This is a genomic window from Candidatus Polarisedimenticolia bacterium (assembly GCA_036004685.1).
GTDB lineage: Bacteria > Acidobacteriota > Polarisedimenticolia > Gp22-AA2 > AA152 > DASYRE01.
Map to the genome: position 1 here is coordinate 19,181 of DASYRE010000035.1, position 20,644 is coordinate 39,824.

At 60.6% G+C, this 20,644-nt stretch carries 12 protein-coding genes; 4 read left to right on the forward strand and 8 right to left on the reverse strand.

Annotated features, from left to right (window positions below; translation table 11 throughout):
• Window positions 1-38: 38 nt before the first annotated feature.
• Both VGR67_09045 and VGR67_09050 read right to left on the reverse strand, forming a co-directional pair.
• A complete protein-coding gene (locus tag VGR67_09045; protein HEV8336548.1) occupies window positions 39-2,135 on the reverse strand; it encodes an acetate--CoA ligase family protein in 2,097 nt (698 codons plus the stop codon).
• Between the two features lie 65 nt (window positions 2,136-2,200).
• Window positions 2,201-3,751, reverse strand: a complete 1,551-nt coding sequence (locus VGR67_09050; protein ID HEV8336549.1) for an ATP-binding protein — start codon at window positions 3,749-3,751, stop codon at window positions 2,201-2,203.
• A 109-nt stretch (window positions 3,752-3,860) separates the two neighbouring features.
• On the opposite strand from VGR67_09050, the gene VGR67_09055 reads away from it, so the two are divergent.
• A complete protein-coding gene (locus VGR67_09055) occupies window positions 3,861-4,085 on the forward strand; it encodes a DUF2905 domain-containing protein (protein HEV8336550.1) in 225 nt (74 codons plus the stop codon).
• Window positions 4,086-4,132: 47 nt separating this feature from the next.
• On the opposite strand, the gene VGR67_09060 is transcribed toward VGR67_09055, so the two are convergent.
• Window positions 4,133-5,062 (reverse strand): DMT family transporter, encoded by a 930-nt coding sequence (locus VGR67_09060; GenBank protein ID HEV8336551.1) that lies wholly within the window; start codon window positions 5,060-5,062, stop codon window positions 4,133-4,135.
• Window positions 5,063-5,755: 693 nt separating this feature from the next.
• Between VGR67_09060 and VGR67_09065 the strand changes: the two genes are divergently transcribed.
• The 3 genes from VGR67_09065 to VGR67_09075 all read left to right on the forward strand — a co-directional run bounded on the left by VGR67_09065 (window position 5,756) and on the right by VGR67_09075 (window position 12,558).
• Window positions 5,756-6,055, forward strand: coding sequence for a hypothetical protein (locus tag VGR67_09065; protein ID HEV8336552.1), 300 nt, complete (start codon window positions 5,756-5,758; stop codon window positions 6,053-6,055).
• 1,244 nt (window positions 6,056-7,299) lie between these two features.
• Window positions 7,300-11,187: a sigma 54-interacting transcriptional regulator gene (locus VGR67_09070; protein HEV8336553.1), complete on the forward strand. Its 3,888-nt coding sequence runs from the start codon at window positions 7,300-7,302 to the stop codon at window positions 11,185-11,187.
• 195 nt (window positions 11,188-11,382) lie between these two features.
• On the forward strand, window positions 11,383-12,558 hold the full coding sequence (locus VGR67_09075; GenBank protein HEV8336554.1) for a sigma-54 dependent transcriptional regulator: 1,176 nt from the start codon (window positions 11,383-11,385) through the stop codon (window positions 12,556-12,558).
• 13 nt (window positions 12,559-12,571) lie between these two features.
• On the opposite strand, the gene VGR67_09080 is transcribed toward VGR67_09075, so the two are convergent.
• The 5 genes from VGR67_09080 to VGR67_09100 all read right to left on the reverse strand — a co-directional run.
• Window positions 12,572-12,976: a VOC family protein gene (locus tag VGR67_09080; GenBank protein ID HEV8336555.1), complete on the reverse strand. Its 405-nt coding sequence runs from the start codon at window positions 12,974-12,976 to the stop codon at window positions 12,572-12,574.
• A 91-nt stretch (window positions 12,977-13,067) separates the two neighbouring features.
• Window positions 13,068-15,857, reverse strand: coding sequence for a protein kinase (locus VGR67_09085; GenBank protein HEV8336556.1), 2,790 nt, complete (start codon window positions 15,855-15,857; stop codon window positions 13,068-13,070).
• A 1,223-nt stretch (window positions 15,858-17,080) separates the two neighbouring features.
• Window positions 17,081-17,995 (reverse strand): hypothetical protein, encoded by a 915-nt coding sequence (locus VGR67_09090; protein HEV8336557.1) that lies wholly within the window; start codon window positions 17,993-17,995, stop codon window positions 17,081-17,083.
• Window positions 17,996-18,197: 202 nt separating this feature from the next.
• Window positions 18,198-19,529, reverse strand: coding sequence for a hypothetical protein (locus VGR67_09095; GenBank protein HEV8336558.1), 1,332 nt, complete (start codon window positions 19,527-19,529; stop codon window positions 18,198-18,200).
• Window positions 19,530-19,554: 25 nt separating this feature from the next.
• Window positions 19,555-20,644 (reverse strand): S8 family peptidase (locus tag VGR67_09100; protein HEV8336559.1); only part of this gene is annotated, 1,090 nt, incomplete at its 5' end.

Genomic DNA, 20,644 nt, shown 5'->3' on the forward strand with positions numbered 1-20,644 from the left:
CGGGGAGGGGGGGAGTCAAATTCTCACGAAGACGTGGTTCAGGCGGGCAGCAGAGAGATCCGCGCGTCGACGGCGAACGAGTCGTCGCGCCCCGAGCCGGCGATGAAGGGATTGACGTCGACCTGCTCGATGGCGGGGAAGTCGCTCAGCAGCTGCGAGAGTCTCAGCAGCATCTCCGCCAGGAGCTTCCGGTTCACCCCTTTCTCCCCCCGGAATCCCTCGAGCAGCGGGTAGCCGCGGATCGACGCGATCATCTCCCGCGCGTCGAGATCGGTGATCGGGTGGATCCGAAAGGCCACGTCCTTCATCGCCTCCACGAAGATCCCGCCGAGCCCGAACATGAGCAGCGTTCCGAACTGGCGGTCCTGAAACGAGCCGAGGATGACTTCCCGCCCGCCCCGGACCAGTTTCTGGATGAGGACGGGCAGGGACTTCCGCTTGAGGCGCCGTGCCATCTCTTCGTAGGCCCGCCCGACCTCGTCTCCGTTGCGCAGATCGACCCGCACCCCTCCCACCTCGGTCTTGTGGGAGAACTCCTCGAGCAGGACCTTCATGACGACCGGATAGCCGACTTCCATCGACGCTCCGATGGCGTCGGCGATGGTGGTCGCGACCCGTCCCCGGGGCCACGGCATGCCGTAGGCCGAGAGGACCTGCTCGGCCTCCACGAACGAGAGCTGCCGGCGCCCGGCCCGGCGCGCCGCCTTGAGGATCGCGGCGACCTTCGGCTTGCGGACCGAGAACCGGATCTTCTTGCCGCGAGGCTTCTCGCGGATCCGGCGGTAGCGATCCATCGCCGCCATCGCCTGCACCGCCGGCTCCGGGTATGGATAGACCGGAATCGAATTGTCCCGAAGGGTCTGAACCCCTTCCTCGCCCCGGTCCTTCCCCATGAAGCAGCTCAGGACCGGCTTCCGGTTCTTCCGCGACACGCGGACGATCGTCTCGGCCACCTCCTGGGCGTTGATCATCGTCGGTGTCACGAAGAGCACGAGCACGCCGTCGACGGTCGAATCGGCAAGCAGCGCCCGCAGCCCGATTTCGTAGCGCGGCGCGTCACCGGAGGCGATCAGATCGACCGGGTTCGCGACGCTGCACTCCGGCGGGAGCTTCGCCTTGAGGATCCGGCGCGTCTTCTCCTCCAGCGGCGCAAGGTCCAGCCCGAGGTTGACGGCCGCGTCGGTGGCCATGATCGCCGGGCCGCCGGCGTTCGTCAGGATGGCCACGCGGTTGCCGCGCGGCAGCGGCTGGCTCGTGAAGGCGCTGGCGAGGGTGAACATCTCCTCGATCGTCCCGACGCGCAGGACGCCGCATTGATCGAAGAGCGTCGAGCTGGCCCGGTCCGCGCCCGCCAGCGCCCCGGTGTGCGACATCGCCGCCCGGGCGCCCGCCTCGGTCCGCCCCGATTTCACCGCGATGATCGGCTTCTTGCGCGTGACCCGCTGCGCGATCTGCGTGAACTTGCGCGGATTCCCGAAGCTCTCCAGGTACATGAGGATGACCCCGACGGAAGGGTCGTCCTCCCAGTATTCGATCAGATCGTTGCCCGAGATGTCGGCCTTGTTCCCAACGCTGGCGAACATCGAGATCCCCAGGCTGACCTGGCGGGCGTTGGCCAGGATGATCTCGCCGAGTGCCCCCGACTGCGACATGAAGCCCGCCAGGCCCCGCGTCGGCGCCGTCGCCGCGAATGTGGCGTTGAGCCCGACGGCCGGGTCGGTGTTGATCACCCCCATGCAGTTCGGCCCGATCATCCTCATGCCGGCGCGGCGCACCATGTCCCGAACCTTCGCCTCCAGCTTCGCCCCTTTCTCCCCGACCTCCCGGAACCCGGCGGTGATGACGACCAGGCCGCGGACCTTCTTGTCGCGGCATTCCCGGACCGCCTTTTCCACGGCGTCCCGCGGCACCACGATGACCGCCAGATCGACCGGATCGGGAATCGCTTTCACCGAGGGGTAGCACTTCATCGAATGCAGGACCTGGGTATGGGGATTGACGGGGAAGACGGCCCCCTGGAATCGGCCGGCGAGCAGCTTGTGCAAAATTTCGCTGCCGATCGAGCCCGGGCGCCGTGAGGCGCCGATCACGGCGACCGAGGAGGGCCGGAAGATGGCGTCCAGACTTCGGTTCAAAAGAGGACTCCGCGAGGAAGGGGGGCCGGGCCGGCGCGGATGTTACCGAAGGGGGATCGAAGGTGTCAATGCGAAGGGTCGGTCGTATCCGCGGGGAAGAAGTGCATCTCCACGCGCGTCCCGGCGCCCGGCGCGCTGTCGATGTCGATGGTCGCCCGATGCTGCTCGACGATGCGGCGGACGATCGCCATCCCCAGACCCGAGCCGCGCTCCTTGCCCTGCGTGAAGAACGGCTCGAAGACGCGGGCGACGGTCTCGGCGTTCATGCCCGGTCCCGTGTCGGAGATCGAGAGCCTCGAGTGACCGTCCACGGAGGCTGTCTCGACCTTGAGCGTTCCGCCCCCTTCCATCGCCTCCACGGCGTTCCCGACGATGTTATGAAGAAGCCGGACCATCTTCTGCCGGTCCAGAGGAAGCTCCTCCGACTCCTCCAGCCGCGCGTCGAGCCGGATCTTCTCCTTCTCGAGCCGCGGCGCCACGGAGTTGAGGAAGTCCCGGACCAGGGCGCTCAGCGAGGTCGCCTGAACGTTCAGCGGCTGCGCCTCGGAGGAGAACTCGAGCATCTCCCCGGAAAGGCGCGCCAGGCGATCGACCTCGTCGATGATCACGTTGAGCTTCTCCTTGTGCGCCGCCTCCGGGACCTTCATGCGGAGCAGCTCCGCCGTCCCGCGCAGCGCGGCAAGCGGACTGCGGATGTCGTGGACGATCGACGCCGCCATCCGGCCGATCGTCGTCCAGCGCTCGTTCTGCACCCGCTCGCTCACCATCCGGGCGTTCTCGATCGCCACGGCGGCGAGCCCCGCGAGCACCTCCAGCACCTCCCGGTCCGTGGCGTCGGGAAGCGCCGAGCGCTGGTGGCTGTCCATGTAGACGATGCCGATGATTCTCTGCTGGATCTTGAGCGGCACGCAGCCGATCGTCTCCAGCCGCAGGCGCACGATGCTCGCCGACTGATCGCGCTCGCCCGGCCCGAGCTGGCTCGTCCGGAACTCCGCCTGCCCCGTCTTGGCGACGCGCAGCGCGATGCTCCGGCTGAATTCCAGCTGCTCCTCGGAGACCTGCTCCTGGGCTTCGCCGCGCGACGCGCGCAGCTTCAAGTTGTTCCCCTGCCGGAGAAACAGATAACCGCGCTCCGCTTGAGAGATCCGCAGGCAGGCTTCGAGCACCCGCCCGAGGACCTCTTCCAGATCCAGGGTGGAAAGGAGGACCTTGGAGATCTCCAGGACTTCCTGAAGGCTTTCGTCGCGTTTGCCGCGTGAAGGGACCGGCGTGACGAATTCTTGGGGCCTGACCGCGTCGTGAGGCTGAGAGAGGAAGCGGATGCGGTAATTCCCCGGCCGGCCGAGCACCACCATCGATCCGTGGGAGAGACGCTGCGGACCCTTGACCGGCGTGCCATCGACCCAGGTCCCGTTGGTGCTTCCCAGGTCCTTGACGACGAAGCTTCCCCCCACCGGCTCGATCCGGGCGTGGAGCCCCGAAACGAAGGTCTCCTCGATCACTACATCGCAATCCGCGGAACGCCCGAGGGTCAAGGGATTGCGCTCCAAGGGAATCAGCTTCCGATTCCCTTCCGAGGTGACGACCTCGAGCGATGCTCCCCCGCCTTGGGACACCTTTATTCTCCTTACGGGCTGCGCCGTACCGAATATAAATCCAACAGGCTGGAAGTCAATGCACATCAGCATCTTGACACAGCTTCCGGCGGTTTTCTAGACTGGGCCCATGCCGACGCCGGAGAGCCTTGGAAAGCTGCTGATGCTGATGGGAGCGATTCTCCTGGGCCTGGGTGCGCTCTTCACCCTGGCCGGGAGGATTGGCTGGCTCGGCAAGCTGCCGGGGGATTTCCGTTTCGAACGGGGTGGCTTCTCTTTCTACTTTCCGCTCGCCACGTCGCTGCTGCTGAGCATCCTGCTGACACTCATCATCAACCTATTCCGCCGCCACTGAATCAGACCGGACGCCCATCCCGTCCGACGCACGGATTCATACTCCCCTTAAGGCTCGAAGACCAGCGTCCCCTCGCCCGGCCTCCGGACCATCCGACGCCCGTACAGCAGGCAGACGATCCCGACGACGATGATCGCCCCGCCCAGGAGCTGCCGGGACGTCGGAAGCGTCGTGAAGACCACGTAGGCCGCCAGGAGCACGAAGAACGGCTGCAGCGTCTTGATCGCCGTGGCGCGCGTCACGTCGATCCGCGCCAGGCTCGCATAGAAGGTGACGTTGGCCATGAACGAGCCGGCCAGCGACGCGACCGTGATGATCAGGAAGACCGGCGCCGAGGGAAGCTGCAGCCGTCCAGTCACCAGCCCATAGATCAGCGCAATCCCCGAAGCGAGCAGGGACCGGTAGAAGATCACGACCAGGGGGCTGACCTTGCGGACGGCCACCTTCACCAGGATGACCGTGATCCCCTCCATCACCGAGGAGAGCAGGCAGAGCGACAGCCCGATCAGCAGGAGGTTCCCCCCCCGGTAGGTCGTGACCAGGCTCCCGAGAAGCGCGATGACGACCCCGACCCCCTCGAACGAGTTGAACCGCTCCCGCAGGAAGGCGACCCCCATCAGGACCGCGAAGACGTTGTCCGCCCGGGTGTAGAACGAGACCAGCGCCGGATCGATCATCTGGATGGCGTAGAAGAAGAGGATGATGGCGACCGCCGAGGAGAGGCCGATCCCAACCAGGTGCCGCCACGGGTTTCCTTCGGCGACCAGCGTCGTGTGCTTCCCCTGCTTCATGAGGAGGAGCAGCGAGTAGAGCGAGCCCATGGCGAACCAGCATACGACGAACGTCTCGGGATGGATGCTCCGGAGCACATACTTGCTCGCCACGTAGGTGATTCCCATGCACGCGGCGGAGGTCAGCGACAGGAGCATTCCCTGAACTTCGCGGGACTGGCGGTAGAAAACCCTGGAAGGAGTCATCGACGCGAAGGCCTCTTCAAATAAGGATTCCTGAACGAAAGGTCATAGCGGCCCGGGCGGAAAATATGGCCTCCCGGGTCCCCCTCCGCAACACGGCCGGACCCATTCCCCGCCGGAATAACCCGCCGACATCATCGAATCTGATGCGTCCGTCAGGATTTTATGGTGCGGATTTGAGTCTTCCACGGGAAACGACCCGAAATCCTGAAACAGAGCGCGTTGCATCGAACTAATTATTGCATTTGCATCAGTTAATGACCACCGTCTCATCAGAGCTCTCCTTCGGTAAGCGCGAGATTTGCTCCAACTGACTGAAAATAATAGACAATTTCCATCTCACCGTAAACGCCCTCCATGGTAGGACGCTAGGCCTGAGACGGTCATTGAAGCATCATTTGTAATTTCAATTGATTAGGAGAAAAGTCCGAAAATCCCTACGGTAATCTGCGTACAGCTCGAAATAACCTGCTTTTTTTCAATAGGTTTCACGACATCCAACACAAAAACACCCTGTTTTTGTTGATGTTTTCCAAGCCTCCGGAATCGACCCGTTTTCCCGCCGATCCCGTAAATCATTATTTACCTTAGGGCTACGATTTCGTTCTCGACTCCGCCATCGAATTGGCACTCGCATTGCCATTCTCAGGGCCAGCGGCGATGGACACATAACCTAAATCAGCGAGGGAGGAAGAAATGAAGACGGCGAGAATCCTGGCGGTGCTCGTGGCGGCGATGGTGATCAGTTCAGTTCTCTTCGCGGCTCCGGCGGCTAAGTCGACCAGCCCGACGACCGACGGCGCAATCTGGGGCGGCAAGGTTCCCCCTCCCACCAACGGCGCAATTTGGGGTGGCAACAGCGCAGGTGGCGGTAACAAGCCGACTCGCGTCGTGATCGATCGGCAGTCCGGAGTCGACCACAAGAGTCTCGCAGACTACTTGAAGTCGCTGGCTCATGGCCTTGGCCTTATCACCGAAGGCGCCATCTGGGGCTGAAATAGCGGCTACTCGTACAGTAAGCAACCCCAGAAAAGGAGAACCCGATCGGGTTCTCCTTTTTTGTTGCTTTTTTCTACGCTGAGCATAACTTCTAACGTGCGATCGAATACCTGTAGGGATCGGTCTTGTCAAGAGATGGCATCCTTAAACCTCGTTTTACAAAGCTTCACACCCTCGGACGCGAAAAAGACGGACGAGCTCTTTGGCTTGCCCAAGACGGTCTCTTGGACAATCGCCTCGTTGTCCTAAAACAATTCCAGGTACCAGCCTGGCTCGCTAACGATCATCTTCAGTTGTTGTCCATTTGTGATTCATATTTGAGCCTCTCCCACCCAGGCATTGCGAAGCCTCTGCTTTTCTGCGAGTACATTGATTCTCTCGTCTATGTCTCCTACGAGTATATTGATGGTAAACCTTTCTTGCCAACTATCCACTCGCTATCGAATACTTCGTTTTTTGATATCGTCCTCCAGCTCTGCTCTACTCTCTACTACCTCCACTCTCGCGGTTACGCACATTTGGACCTTCATCCAGCTAATATTCTCTTGGAACCTCACTCCGACGGCCGTCACACGTTAAAACTACTAGATGTTCCGCTACTCCCCCTACAGCTCTTGCAACGAGTTCCTGACATCATTGCATTCCATCCTCACTACTCGGCGCCAGAAGTTATAGCCGGTGAATCTTTTGACTATCGTGCACATCTTTATTCTGTCGGCGTTTTACTTTGTTCGGCTTTGGATGTAGCTTCACATACTTCTTCGTATCTCTTAGCTCCACACGCTCCTACTCCAAACGGTTTATCTTTTGAAGCGGTTTCCCCTGCTTTCCTAGTACCAATTCTAACTACGCTCCTGAATACTAGTAGGGACAAGCGCTTTCCATCCGCATACTTTCTTTATGAAGATCTAGTTGCACATTTGAAAGACAATAAGATCGACTATCCCGCTTCATACCCGTTCGGCACAGTCGTTCATTCCCCTCCGTTTATCGCCACCACCGAGTCGCACTCAGGTATTAGTGCTCTTGATTCGTATCTAACGAATATTGAGTCAGAACCCCACCTACAATTAAACTTGTCAGGCCTTCCGGGTTCAGGCGTACATCGGCTATCACGTCTTCTGGCGCTCTATGCAACCCTTCGCGGTTGTCACGAAGCGTTCGTAAGTCCCAGTAAACAACTTCTTTCATCTTCTCTGAATTGCGAGGCTCCCAGGAGTGCCCCGCGGCCTACGGTGGTCTTGCCTGGGACGGATGTTTCTCAGTCGCAGATTGATACATTTCTTCACCATTTTGACCACAGCCTCGTCATCACAACGGAACTGACAACCATCCCATTGTCGTTGCACCGAGTGGCTGAAATGCTTGAGTATCGTGTAACGGACTTACATGTATCTCCTCTTCCTATGTCAAGTGCGCTTCAGTTCATAGACCTTTTCCTGCATATCAATACCCTCAGCAGCGCGGTGAAGGAAGGAATTGCCATGCGCTGCTTCTGCTTACCCGGATTCCTGTCCAGTGAACTTCGTGGGTTTATCGAACGAGGTATTCTCAAGAAGCGGGGGCCGGCGTGGGAACCGATGGAGTCGCCGCTAGATTCGCCCGGATCGGAGAATACAACAGCATTGATGCGCAGTACACTTCAGAATCTAACTCCTCAAGATGTCGCATTTCTGACCATATTTGCGATCGCCCCTTTTGCAATGGATATAGGGATGGCTATAGCATTGGCCTCCAGTGATGAGCACCGCGCTCGGCATCTTCTCGAATCGGCCTGTGCGATTGGCTACATGGGCTCTCAGAACGACTCAGTCTTCTTAAACTCTTCCCTTTTTCGAGAAGCGATATCAGCGTTTCAATCACCAGAGGCCACGCTCTCCCTCGCACGCAACAGCCTAAACGTTCTCCGAACTCGCACTACTCATCAGCCTTCACAGCATGATGCGCTCCTTGCCGCTTTTGCTGTCCACGCTCATGATAATGCTGCTGTAATTCATCATGCGCTAGCCGCCTCCCACTATTTCGAATCGATGAATCGTCTCGGGGATGCTTTGCATTATTGTCGTCTAGCGGCCGACGCAGTTCCAGTTTCTGAGATCCACAGGCACTCGGAAATCTTCGAAAGAGTGCTAGAACTTCTTGACCGGATAGGTAATACCGACGAGTTCAATGCCATTGCTTGCATACTCCAGAAGACTCTTCCAGAGGATGCCTATTTGCAGCGAATCAACCTTTTCAAGCTACTCGCACATCATCACTCGGAATTGCTTCAACTCCGCGAATCAACCCGTTTCGCGGCTATGGGTATGAGACTTGCCAAAAGGCAAAACTTGCGAAACGAGATATCAAACTGTCTTGAGATTCTCGCCCAAAACCAGCTTCGCCAAGGGCGTCCAACTAATGCCATTAAGACAATTTCAGTCTGCATATCGATACGTCGCAATGAACAAATCGTGAACGATTACGAAAGTGCCTTCGGTATCCTGGCAGGTGCTTATTACATGGAAGGGAACTATACAAAAGCATTGGCATGCGCTGTAGAAGTGCTAAGGCGACTACCAAACCGACCACGCGACAGGAATAAAATCCCAGTTCTTAATAATCTAGGGATCCTGTACATGGAAAGCGGTGATCTGGCCCTCGCCCGAAAGGTGTTATCCAAATGTCGTCAGCTTGCCGAAGCTTGGGCGGAATTTCGAGGCATCTCGCATTGTCATTCGAACTTGGTAGTCTTTCATTTGTATGAGGGCGATCTTTCACAATCGGTCATTCATGCGCGAAGAGTTTTTCAGGTCCTAGAAATGGCTCGTGCCTTGTACGGATACGGCCAATCTCAGCTGAGCCTAGCCGAAGCCCTGCTCTTACGTGGCCAGATTGACGATTCCCTTGATGCGATTGCCAAGGCGCAGGCTGCCTCTGTCGAGAGCGGCGACGCGATGAACGAATTGCTCGCACGCTTGCAGAAGGCTTGGGTGCTATATCATGCCGGGGCCTATGAACAAGCCAAGGCCTCCTTTACTGAAATTGAGCTTCCCCTCGATAAAGCTGGATATCGCGTTCATCAGGTGAGTTGCGGACTTGGATTGTCTAATGTCGAGACCGCGCGAGGAGAGTTCCAATTCGCCAGGGAGAGGCTGGAGCGAATCTACGCAAGACTGCCCCGACAGCACATCATATCGGATCTCGTGTATAGGATTTCGAAGGGTCGGTATCACGCCGCCATGAACGAATATGCGCAAGCACGACGTTCCTTTGCCGCCGCGGAGGCTTTGGCCCGCTCCCATGGGTTCCGGCCGTACGTCTTCGAGGCTCAACTGTCTCTCGCCCAGTGCTTTCTTGCCTTGGGAGAATCCGAAGAAGCCGCTTACTACCTTAAGCGGCTTTACGGACTCAACGAAAGACTGCGATATCGGCTGCTGGAGCCTTGGCTTCACCTGGCCTTTGCGGATCACCTTGCCTCCGCAGGCGACTTCTGGGAAGAAAAGCGACATCTATTAAACGCCAGAACCGCCTTGCTGGAACTTGCGCACAATATCGGCGATTTGACTCTACGAGAGCACTTTCTGAATCGGCCTGACTCGAGGAGTCTCTTGCAACGCAGCGAGGATGTCGAAGACCTCCTCTACTCACATTCTTCTCGCATTGCCCATGCGCCTCCCGTCAGTAACGCATTGGAAAGCATCGCGCGCATCAACGAGCAGCTTCACCGCCGTGACTCCATGAAATCGACCTTGTCACTCATCGTAGACGAGGCGCTCCGGCTCAGCGGGGCCGAGCGAGGCATCATATTCCTTTTCGATCCCTCGGGGCGCGAGGAGCTTAAGGTCGCCAGGAATCTCGGGCGCCGGTCGTTGGCGGATGCGCGCCGGTACACCCGCACTGCCCTCCTGGCAATCCGCAGAGGCGACATTGTCTTCGCAGCCGACACCTTCACCGATCCCACCTTTAGCGGCTCGGAAAGCATCACCCATCATCGGATTCGCTCGGTCGTCTGTGTTCCGCTTCGCTCTCGTCTGAGCATCATCGGGGCACTCTATCTGGACAGCCGACGCCGAGGGCTTCATGCTCGTCCCGACCTGCTGAAATCTCTGGAGATCTTCAGTCAGCAGGCAGCCGCCGCCTTGGAACGAGCCGCGCGTTATTTTCACATCAACGAGGAGAACCGCAAGCTTCGCGAGAACGCACGCCTGGACCACCCCAAACTGATCGGACAAGGAAGCCATTTCACCCATCTCAAGCAGCTGATCGCAGCCGCGGGCTCCAGCCACCTTCCGGTTCTGATCCTCGGCGAGAGTGGAACGGGAAAAGAGCTGATCGCCCGTGCCATCCATGAGTCCGGTCCGAGAGCCGAGGAACCTTTCCTGTCGGTGGACTGTGGGGCGCTTCCCGACAACCTCGTGGAGAGCGAGCTGTTCGGATATCGCAAAGGAGCTTTCACGGGTGCGGAAACCAACAAGGAAGGACTCTTTGTCGCAGCTCGAGGGGGCACAATCTTTCTCGACGAGATCGCCAATACATCTCCAGTGCTGCAAACGAAGCTGCTTCGAGCGATTCAAGAGCGTGAGATTCGGCCACTCGGCTCGACCGAATCCATGCCGTTCAAGGCAAGAATTGTTGCCGCCACAAATCGTGACCTGCGGAAGGAATCGCGTGAGGGAAGATTCCGGCAAGACCTCCTTTTCCGTCTGAACGGATTGATCATCGAAACGACTCCGCTCAGGAATCGGAAGGGCGACATACCGCTCCTTATTGGGCATTTTCTTCAGGAATATCGACACCGCACGGGCCGGAAGATCTGGTCGATGTCGGATCAAGCCCTTCAGGCTCTCGGGCATCATGACTGGCCGGGCAACGTCCGCGAGCTTCAAAACTGTATCGAGCGCGCGATGGCCCTTGCGCGTGGCGACACCATCGATCTGGGAGATTTACCGGACAGCATCCGATCGACGTCTGTCGTCTCGTGGGACAAGAAAAACGGAGAGCACCGGCTCATCGAAGAAGCTCTGAGCCTTTGTGCGGGAGACAAGACTCGGGCCGCCGATTACATTGGTTGGAATCGCCAGAAGCTCTACAGGAAGATGGCGCATTACAACATTCCCCGCGATTTCGGACGGCGTAATACAGCGTGACACGTCGGCTGCCTCCTGGCGTCACATTCTTTTTCCCCCAGCCCTTCTGATCCTGGCGCTCCGCTCTCCCCAGGCACGCCTACTCGGACATTATTAAGCGTATCAATAGCTTACGCTACGCATCCTCACGGAGGAATCTCTCCTGCGTAGGTGGTATTAGCCTTGCACCGGTTCGACGCCGGGAGGCGGAGAGCCATGTCAGCTGAATCCGCGAAAAGCCAGCTTGAGACCAAGTCACGCATTCTCGAGTTCCTTCGTAAATTCGGTGAAAGGAGCTATGGAGGAGAGGTCAAACTCTCCTCTGCCGAGCTGGGAGAATTGCGAGAGATTCTTTCGATCCTGACGGCCTTTGCAGGCAAGGATGTTCCAGTCGTGCCGCCCGAGGCGCCAGCGACTCCATTCGGGGGCATCAACTCATCGCGCATGGCTAGCCTCGAAAAGCTCATCGCCAAAGCGGCTGCTTGTGACCTCTCCGTGCTCATCATCGGCGAAAGTGGGACGGGCAAAGAGCTCGTGGCCCGGGAAATCCATCGCCGCAGTCTCCGGTCCGCGAAGCCCTTCTTTTCTGAGAATTGCGCCGCACTCACTGAAACTCTCCTGGAAAGTGAGTTGTTCGGTCATGTCAGGGGCTCCTTCACGGGCGCCGAGAGGGATCGCAAAGGAATTCTCGAACTCGCCGACCAAGGGACTCTTTTCCTGGACGAGCTGGGGGACATGTCCCTGGCTATGCAATCCAAACTCCTCCGGGTGCTTCAAGAAGGCGAAGTTCGATCTGTCGGATCGCGCCATACTACGCGCATCGACGTGCGATTCATCTCGGCCACAAATCGCGATCTCCATCGCCTCGTGGAGCAAGGACGCTTCCGACTTGACCTTTTCTATCGCATCAACGTAATTACGATTGCGCTCCCGGCCCTTCGAGATCGAAGGGAAGACATCCCGCCCCTGATCGAGCATTTCATTGAGGGATACATGAGAAAGGCACGATGTCCCCGAAAGCACTTCGACGAGCGCGCATTGGATCTCTTGTGCGCCTACGAGTGGCCGGGTAACATTCGTGAATTGGAGAACACCGTTCAGCGCTGCATCGTCCTCAGTGAGAACATTGCGATGAGCACGCCGGACCTTCCGGAAAGAATCCGGCGTTTAGAAGGCTTGTTTGATGGAAGCACACGTCTCCGTTCACCCAAAACTGGGGAGCAGATTCTCATCGAACGCGCCTTGACTGACAGTCTTGGGGATAAAGCGAAAGCCGCCCGCTATATCGGTTGGAGCCGCCCGAAGTTATACAGAAAGATCAGAGAGTACGGCATATCGCTGAGTTATGGCCAAATGGAGAGTAAGGCGGCTTCAGCGACGGACTCACCCTAGGAAGCAGATCGATCTACTTCGGCCAGATATCCGTGTTCGCGATCTCCAGGACGTTCCCCGCAGGATCATGGAAGTAAAAGGAAAGACCCGTGGGCCAGCGGGTTTCTTGAATGATGGAAACTCCGCGCGCGACCAGGTATTGCTTCCACCGCTTGTAGTCTTGGGCATCCACTTGAAAGCAGGTGTGCACCGGGCCCGTGGCCCCGTGGGCCGGGAGGTTCGTGCCTTTGAGGGTCTCCTCGGCGTTGAAGAGAAGGAAGACGCTCTCGCCGGCGCGGTAGAAGAGACTGCGGCCGGGCTCCCGCGAGAGCAGGCGCATGCCGAGGACGTCGGAGTAGAAGCGCTCGGTGGCAGCGGGGTCGGTGTAATAGAGGACGGTCTCGAGGACGCGCTGGAGGGGCGGGCGGGACTCGCTCATTGATGCTCTCTGAATGCTTGCCTTATTAATATGATAGCCGCCCCTATCTTAACAAAATAATACGTCAATCCACGGCTCGAGCAGAACGATTCTACGGGGTGACCGGCGCCGTCGCCGGCGGGCCGAGCATCCAGACGTCGGACTGGTTGTCGGCCCGCACGACCAGAAGGCTCCGGCCGTCGCGCGCCAGGGACAGGTTGCTGACGCCGGCGCCGAGCTTGTCGAGGACCACCTGCATCTTCTTGGTCTCGACGTCCACCGTCATGAGCTGGTTCTTGTCCCGGTAAAGGATCCGGCGCCCGTCGGGGAACCAGTCGAAGGGATACCCGCTATTCGTCAAACGATCGTACTGCTTCGTTTCCAGGGTGTAGATGGCGACTCCTCCCTCGCTCGTCGTCGACGTGATCGGAATGCCGGTCAGCCTCTTTCCGTCGAGCGACCAGGCGGCGACGGCGAACCCGTGGGTCTCGTCGAGCCGCGGCAGGAACCGGACCGCATGCTGGGGGAGGGGCGCCGTCAGGTCGATCAGGCCGGTGGCCTCCTCGATCTTGCCGTTGGCGAGGATGGCGAGGCTCCGCCCGTCGGGGGAAGGGTACGGATTCGCCAGGGTGTCTCCCACCGACGCCGTGACCTGCTGGAGCCCGCTCCCGTCGCGGCGAATCCGCCATTGCTCGTAGCGTCCGGTGCGGTCGGAGAAGAAGTAGATCTGATCGGAATCGGGCCCCCAGGCCGGATCCCGATCCTTGAAGCGGTCGTTGGTGAGGCGGCGGAGCCCCGTGCCGTCGGCTTGCGCGACGACCAGGTCCTCCTGCGCGTCGCGCACCTTCAGGAGCAGCCAGCGGCCATCCGGGGACGGCCGCGCGAGCCAAATGTCCCGTGAGCTTCCCAGGATGGTCGCCGGCGGAGCGGCGACCTTTCCTGTGGCGGCGTCGACCGGGTAGCGCTCCACCGCGAAGGAGGTGCTGAGGGCCGCATAGACGACCTGACCCGACTTCGAGATGGAGATCTGCCCGTTCCATTGCCCGGCGGAGGTCACCGGCTCGGGCTCTCCGAGAGGCGCTCCAGTCTGCTCGTCGATGGGCCGCCGCCAGAGGTTCATGGATCCACCGCGGTCGCTGGCGAAATAGAGATACTTTCCGTCCGGCGACCAGACGGGGCACCAGTTGAAGAAGTTGTCGTCGTTCAGGGCCGTCGCCTCGCCGCCGTCGGCCGCCACCGTGTACAGCACGCGCTTGCCGGTTCCCGCGGGGAGGCCCCAGAAGGCGATGCGCTTGCCGTGGGGCGACCAGCTGGGCTGCACCGCATCGTCCTGCTTCATGGGAATCTGCTTTTTTTCGCCCGACATGACGTCGATGCGCCAGAGCTGGCTGCGGGTGGAGCGTGAGGTGGGATCGGTCAGTCCCTCCGTGGCGACCAGCAGCTCCTTGCCGTCGGGGGACCAGGCGGGATTGAATCCGAAATCGGCCACCCGGTGGGCCGACTCCCCGGTGGCCCCCATGACGAAGATCCCCTTCCCCTCCCCTTCCGACCGGAAGGCGATCCACTGCCCGTCCGGGGAAAAGGCGGGGGACCAGTCGTCCTCCTTGGAATCGGGCGTAAGGCGCGTGGCGTTCTCCCCGCCCACGCGCTGCAGGTAGATGTCGTCCTGGATCCCATCGGCGGAGCTGACGTAGGCGAACGAGCGTCCATCGGGCGATACGCTGGGCTGCGCCTCGATACCGCGGGAAAAGGTCAAGCGGGTGAACTGCACCGCGGCGGGCGCGGAAGGCGGGGCGGCGGATGGGAGCCAGCGTCCCAGGAAGAACGCCGCCACGGTCAGGACCCCGGCGCCCAGGGCGAGCACCACCCAGCCGATGCCGCGACGTGCCGGCGCCGGCGAGGCGGGGCTGAGGGTGGCGGCGCTTCCGGAGGCGCCTTCCACCGCCTCGAGCGCGAAAGCCAGGTCGCGCGCCGACTGGAAGCGCTGCTCGGGCTCCTTCTCCAGGCAGCGCCGGACGATGCGCTCCAGGGCCGGGGAGAAGCCGGCGGCTTCCCGCGGGATCTCCGCCGGCTCGGCAACGAGGATGGCGTTCATCGTCTCGACGGCGGAGTCGCGGCGAAACGCGCCGCGGCCGGTGAGCATCTCGTAAAGGATGGCGCCGAAGGAAAAGATGTCGGAGCGATGGTCGGCGTCGAGGCCCCGGACCTGCTCGGGGGACATGTAACCGGCCGTTCCCATCACCGTCCCTGGGGTGGTCTCCAGCATTGCCGTCGGTTTCTGGCTGGCATCCTGCCCGGCCTGGCCGGAGAGCTTGGCCAGTCCGAAGTCGAGGATTTTCACCCGGCCGTCGCGGGTGATGAAGATGTTCTCGGGCTTCAGGTCGCGGTGGACGATCTGCTTGTCGTGCGCGGCGGCGAGGCCGGAGGCGATTCCGATGCCGTACTCGACGACCTTGCGAGCCGCCAAGGCGCGGCCGGCGGGAGCCGCCGTGCCGGGGAGGGGGCCGGGGCCGGGCGGGGCCGCAGGGGGCAGCGGCGTCGCGGCGCCGGCGCCGGAGGAAGGCTTCGATTTCGACCGAGACTGGGTCGCGGGATCGGAGAGCCGGGCGCGCAGGGTCTCGCCGTCGAGCAGCTCCATGACCATGTAGAGGGAGCCCTGGTGGTTCCCCAGCTCGTGGATGGTCACCAGGTTGGGATGGCTCAGCGTGCCGGCGGCGCGCGCCTCGCGCTCGAAGCGCTGCAAACGGTCGGCGTTTTCCGAGAAGCTGGGGGGGAGGACCTTGATGGCCACCTCCCGCCCGATGCGCGGGTCGAGGGCGCAATAGACCTCTCCCATCCCCCCCGCTCCGAGGGGGCCGACGATTTCGTAGGGACCGAGCCGCGTGCCGGGTTCCAGATGCATGGCCTGCGAACAATAGCAGAGCGCGCGGCGGATTGGGAGTGGGACGGGCGGAAGCGTTACCTTTGAGGTCCGACCTCTTCAGCGCAGCTCGAGGACGGATGCCGAATCGGGTCGGGCGGGTCGGCGATATTGGAGGGACCAGACAATCTGGGGGATATTTATAATTCCACCTTGACCAGAGAGCTGCCGTGTCTGAGGCCCCCTGTCCAGTGAATCGCTCTTTGCCAGCATTGTCTCAAAGCTGGGTCCGCACCCGGGCGAATGGTCTTCTGGGGCCGAACAGAAATCCTTGACAAATCATTCCACTGGTGCTATGGAACAATGTATCTTATATCCGTTGTTCGCTAGACCTGCAGCGGAGGGGACAAGACCAGGAAAGGGGGCGACATGAGGCTCAGAACATTGTTGATGGCGTTGATCCTCTCATTCCCTGCATTTCCTTCGATTGCTCAATCAAAAGGTACTATTTCCAAAAAGGAAGTCCCTGGGGCCCTTATCCTGATCGACGGCATGAGAATAAGACGGCCATTTCGGAAGCCTATTCCGATCCAAGACAAGTTCGCGATTGAAGAGGCGGTTCGAGAGTATGCTGGGAGATACTCAACGTTTGTGCTGGAGCAATCTCCCAGTAATAGTCAAGAGGCCGAGGAGCTTGCTTTGTGGATGAATCGAGGTCAACGCATTAAAGACGCCGTATCCGTTTCCGGCTGCGTGCTTAAGGACGACCCGCAGGGTTACTGCATCGTCGTGGTCCCGTCTATAGAATCTAACGTTGCGAAGCCGCAAACGTCTTCTTTGCTTTGTTCACCGGAGACCTCCACGGGCTCGGTTACAGAGGGCAGCTTCTGTAATTGTACTAATTGGATGCTATACAGATCGTGTACAGGTTCGTGCACTCCAGTCGGTTGGAGGCATTGCTGCCGCACTACCGATTGTCCTGTTGGGTGTCAGGGCCACCTCGCCATTTGTGGTGGTGGTCATAGTTGTCCCGATCAAGAGTCTTGCCCAGATATCCTTTGCACACCATGAGCGCTGTGCGCTCCGCTCCTACCTGCCAGTAAAGCCAGATTTCGCATACCGTTGAGCTTGGCTGCTTCTTCGGTTTTGCCACCCGGCCGGAGCGCCTTCCCCCCGCGAAACCGTGTGACGTGGGGATCGTGCAGGTGGGAACAATCAGCCAAGCTCGGGGACGAGGGCACAATGCGCCATGAGGTCCGACCTCTTCAGCGCAGCTCGACGACGAGGATGCCGATCGTCTCGCCGCTTTCGCGGTTGAAGACGATCTTCTTGCCGTCCCGCGAGACGTTGGCACGCCCATCGAAGTGCGGGGGCTTGGGATCGGTGAGCTGGCGCGCTTGAGAGCCGTCGGAGTTCATCAGGTAAAGCGCGAAGGGCCCGTTGCGCTGGGAGGAGAAGACGATGTGCCGTCCGTCCGGAGTCCAGGCGGGCCAGCCGTCGGCAGGAGGATCGTGCGTGACGTTCTTCGGATTGGACCCGTTCCGGTCCCGCATCATGACGTCATCCGACCCGGTGTGGAGGTTCGCCAGATAGACGATCCGATCCCCGGCGGGCGAGACGCGGGCGCAGGTGTCCTCGTCCTCGGAGGTGGCCAGACGCCGCAGGCCGGTTCCGTCCGGGTTGACCTCGTAGATTTGCAGCTGGCCGCCATCGCGGCCGGAATTGAAGAGGATCTTCTTGCCGTCCGGCGTCCAGTAGGGATGGATGTCCTGGGTGGGACTCTTCGACAGGTTCCGCAGAGCGCTGCCGTCGGCGCGCATGGCGTAGACTTCCATGTTTCCGTCGCGGTCCGAGATGAAAGCAATCTCCGAATCATCCGGAGACCAATCGGGGAAGTTGTTGTTCGCCTCGCCCTGGGTGATCTGGACCTCGCCCGAGCCGTCCTGGTTCATGACGTAGATCTGCCACTTCCCCGTCCGGTTGGACTGGAAGAGGATGCGCGCGCCGTCCTTCGACCAGTGGGGGTAGGCGTTCTTGACGCCATCCCTCCAAAGAATCCGCTGCGGCTCTGAGAAGGCGGAGCCCGCGGCGGGGCGATCCGCCGGCGTTGCGCCGAAGGATGCTCCGACCGTACCCAGGGCGACCATTCCGAGCAGGGCTGCCGTGCCGATACGGCGCATCGCGCCTCCTTCGATCATGCTGGTTTCAAAAGCCCCTAAGAGCGCACGGAGAGCCGCGGATGAGGGAAAGAAGTCGAGTCATGCACGGTGATCCGTCGAGGACAACCAGCATACAGGCAGGGAACCCGCGAATCCATGTGCATCCCGGCCAATATCAGGACATTTCGGGCCAATTCCTTTCGCCCAGAGCTCCTCCCTGATTTCAGGCCCCCAGAACAACACTCAAGAGCGCCGCTGCGACTTCTTGCTTGCAGATGTCCGAGTGGTCCTTGATGAATTGGTCGGCATTGAGGTTGTAGATGGCGCCCGGCTTGAAGTCATAGGGAGTTGATTTCAATTCGCCAAAGTCGCGAAGAGAATCGAACGAGGCGGATACTTCGGGTGTGAACTGAGCGCCATTTCGACCCATCCCGCCGTAGGGGTCGTTGGCGGTCCCAAAGGCCGAGGCTTTCGCGTTGGCAAGACGGGAGGCCAGCGGGTAGGCGACGCCGACCGCCTTGTCGTTCTTGGTGTGGGTGATGATTATCGGTCCCGAAGCCCGCTTCTTCGATACGAGGCCGCGGAAGGCTCCGTCGTGCTGGCCGTCGAACTTCGATGCCAGGCCGTTGTGCGAGTAGGCGGCCTGCAACAGCGTCAGGGTCACCTTCGACGTGTTCGCATCCAGCGCGTCCGCCGCGGCGGTCACGACCCTGCCCCCGAAGCTGTGGCCGATCAGGTGAAGCCCCATTTCCGGCTTTCGCTTGCGAATCGCGCGCAACATCTTGGCCACGCCGTCCTTCCCCACGATTCCGGCGCGATTCTTCATCTGGTAGTACGTCGCGAAATTCGCCATCCGGCGAGCCGCCCCGACGACTCCGCTGAACAGGTCCTTGATACCCGCGGCTCCTTCGCCGCTTCCCACATCGGCCGCGCCACCTCCTCCCGCGGCTCTGGGCGCTTGCACGCCGCCGTCAAGATCGGCGAACAGCTTTTTGGGACTGGATTTGAAGAAGGCGTCGGAGGCGTCTTCCGCGTGCGCCGCGCCAGGCTGAAGGACCGCGCGCAGGATGGCCACGAACTCTTCCTGCGCGCCCGGGTCGTCAAGCTTGGACAGGAGCTCTTTGGCGCGATCGATCTTCTTCGCTTTCGCGGCATCGACGGAGCGCTTTCCGAGGCGCACGGGATCGTTCTTCAGCTCCTCCAAGATGCGAATCACAGCGTCCGTATTCTGGGGGGCCGCCGAAGCCGAACCGCCGCCCGGGATCAGATCCTTCTCCGTGAACTTCTTCGAAGGCCAGTAGATGCCCAAGACTCCGAAGGACCGCTGGCTCAGGCCTGGAATGATTCCCGCCTTGGCCACCTCACCCACCCGCTTGAAAAAGGTTTCGTAGAGCGTCCTGGCATCCGCGAGGTCGTTGTTCCATCCATGCGAAATCACGAAAAGATCGGTGAGGGGCGCTTGCCGGGCGATCTTGTCAGTTACCGCGTCGGAATCCCCAAAGGGGTCGCCTTCCTTGGTGAACTCGATCTCGAAGCTGGGAAACGGCGTTTTCATGGGACTCCCCTGAGCCAAAGTGGAATCAAACCGATTGGATGGCCCTCATCAGATCGACCAGGCCATGACCCTCGAAGTACTTCTCGCGCCCCAGAGACGTCGCGCTTTCGAGAAAAATCCGCTTGATCTCCATGGGCCTGCCGATGAACTCCCGGCGAATGGAAAGGAACGCCGCGATGGCGCCGGAGACGTGTGGGGCCGCCATGCTCGTGCCGCTGTCGTCGACGTAGTAAGCGACCCCGTTCTGGACCCGCTGATTGATCGAGGCGAGCAGAGTCTTGAGTTTTTCGCCCGCGATCGCGGAGGTGATGCGCTCGCCCGGCGCGACGAGGTCGGGTTTCGCGCGGCCGTCACCGGTCGGCCCCTTCGAGGAGAAGTACGAGACGCCGTAAGTGTGCGGCGCGTCGCGATGCGTCGCCCCGACGGTGATCGCCGAGGCGGCGTTGCCCGGATCGTTGATCGTGGTCGAGAGTCCGGTGCGAGTCGCTCGCTGGTCCGCGGCGAGTGTCCCGTACCCGGTATTGCCGGCGGCGCAGACGACCACGACGCCGGATTGAACCAGTCGATCCACGGCCGAACAGAGCGGGCTTTGCCCGCAGGCGAACATTTCCGCGTCGAACTCGTATCCGACGCTTAGATTCACGCCGTGCACCCGCAGGAGCTTGGGATCGTCGTTGAGCTTCTCCCGGATGTACTCCAGCGCGCGGATGATGTCGCTCGCCCGGCCGTCCCCGTTCCGGTCCAGGACGCGAAGGCTGATCAGCTTCGTCCTCGGAGCCACCCCATGGAGGCGTTCGGGCGCTTCGACCGGCCGGTCGACGATGGTCCTCTTGGAAGTCGTCCCGTCGGCATCGGCGGAAAACTTTCTCGCGAGGACCCGGTATGGAACCTTCTTCGCCGGCGACAGGGGCGGGAGGCCCCCCGTGATGATCCCGGCCACGTGCGTTCCGTGGCCATATTCGTCCGACAGGGCGGCCCGGCGATGTGTTTCCACGTGGCTCTTGCGCACCACCTTCCAGCGATCTTCCGTCACATCCGCGGGTCTCGTGTCCGGATCCGGAAGGGGTATCGGAATCTCGATCGCTCCTTGCGTCCGGGTCTTCCGAACGAATGAG

Excerpts from the sequence above, each read along its gene's own strand:
- VGR67_09055 (HEV8336550.1), top strand. The coding sequence starts at position 3,861 with ATGCCGACGCCGGAGAGCCTTGGAAAGCTGCTGATGCTGATGGGAGCG.
- VGR67_09060 (HEV8336551.1), bottom strand. The coding sequence starts at position 5,062 with ATGACTCCTTCCAGGGTTTTCTACCGCCAGTCCCGCGAAGTTCAGGGA.
- VGR67_09065 (HEV8336552.1), top strand. The coding sequence starts at position 5,756 with ATGAAGACGGCGAGAATCCTGGCGGTGCTCGTGGCGGCGATGGTGATC.
- VGR67_09075 (HEV8336554.1), top strand. The coding sequence starts at position 11,383 with ATGTCAGCTGAATCCGCGAAAAGCCAGCTTGAGACCAAGTCACGCATT.
- VGR67_09080 (HEV8336555.1), bottom strand. The coding sequence starts at position 12,976 with ATGAGCGAGTCCCGCCCGCCCCTCCAGCGCGTCCTCGAGACCGTCCTC.
- VGR67_09085 (HEV8336556.1), bottom strand. The coding sequence starts at position 15,857 with ATGCATCTGGAACCCGGCACGCGGCTCGGTCCCTACGAAATCGTCGGC.
- VGR67_09090 (HEV8336557.1), bottom strand. The coding sequence starts at position 17,995 with ATGCGCCGTATCGGCACGGCAGCCCTGCTCGGAATGGTCGCCCTGGGT.
- VGR67_09095 (HEV8336558.1), bottom strand. The coding sequence starts at position 19,529 with ATGAAAACGCCGTTTCCCAGCTTCGAGATCGAGTTCACCAAGGAAGGC.